Annotated in this window: 1 protein-coding gene; it reads left to right on the plus strand. The window is 42.0% G+C overall.

Going from position 1 to position 1,159, the window contains the following annotated elements:
- Positions 1 to 159 precede the first annotated feature (159 nt).
- Entirely contained in the window at positions 160 to 1,065 is a 906-nt protein-coding gene (locus tag ACT3TU_RS14165) for a rhomboid family intramembrane serine protease (RefSeq protein WP_192529572.1), read from the plus strand.
- Positions 1,066 to 1,159: the final 94 nt, after the last annotated feature.

The raw sequence follows: 1,159 nt of genomic DNA on the forward strand, positions 1-1,159 counted from the left end.
TAAATAATCATAACAGACTTATACAGTTAGGGTCTGTTAAACATTCAAATATTATAGCGCGCTACTGGAATTAATTTGAAAGTAGCTCAACTATAGATGACACACCCTAACCATAGCCTTTATACTCTACCGATACTTTTTCATTGATAGCTCGCTTTTATGCCCATTCAACAATTATTAAAGACCGCGCCCGTTACCACCTTGCTATTAGCCAGCTTTATTGGACTATTTATCCTGCAAGTGCTGACAGGCGTCGATGCCAATAACCCATCGACTCAAGCCCTACTAAAATGGGGTGCCAATGCCTTGCCTTATACCATGGATAACGAGCCGTGGCGCTTAGTCAGTAGCGCCTTTTTACATATTGGTTTGATGCATCTGTTATTTAATGGGTTTGCCATGTACTTCTTTGGGCAAATCGCCGAGCCGATGTTTGGCTCAGTAAAGTTTTTGGCGTTGTTTTTACTGGCGGCAATCGGTGGCAACTTACTCAACAATTATGTCACGTGGCAAGGTATTTTGGATGGTACAGGGCAACCCGGTATATCAGCGGGGGCATCTGGTGGTATAATGGGTATCGGCGCGGCGTTATTAATAGCCGCACTGTTTAAGATATCGGTCAATGGCATGGTGCTCAACCTTAAAAGCCTTGTATTTATTATGGGTATCAACCTTGTGTATGGTTTTGCCGTACCTGGTATCGATAACGCGGGCCATATTGGCGGGGCAGCTACTGGTCTCATCATTGCCCTGGCTTTTGCTATTGCCTACCGTCAGCGTATGGCCGCTGTTATGCAAAATACAGCGATGCATCAGAGTGGTTATTTGTCTCAAAACCAAAATCAGTACATCAATCAATCCATTGATCAACATCAACCTAAATACCAAACCACCTATATAAACTCTAGTCATTCTGTTCTTAGCGAACAAAAAGCCCCATCAAAACCTGCGCTTATTTGGCAACTGCTGCCATGGGTTATCATACTACTTATTGGCGTTGGCTTTATTTGGTGGTGGCAAATCATTCACCAACAAATATTAGAGGTGCTAAATGCCATTGAATAAAGCATCTGAGTAAAGCTGCTTTATAAATAAAAAGCTGTTATTTATGACTGTCGCACTATATTAATAGCGCACAAAAACAGCTCATTCGTTTTTT

Source organism: Psychrobacter sp. AOP3-A1-26, assembly GCF_052378235.1.
In the GTDB taxonomy this organism is placed as follows: Bacteria; Pseudomonadota; Gammaproteobacteria; order Pseudomonadales; family Moraxellaceae; genus Psychrobacter.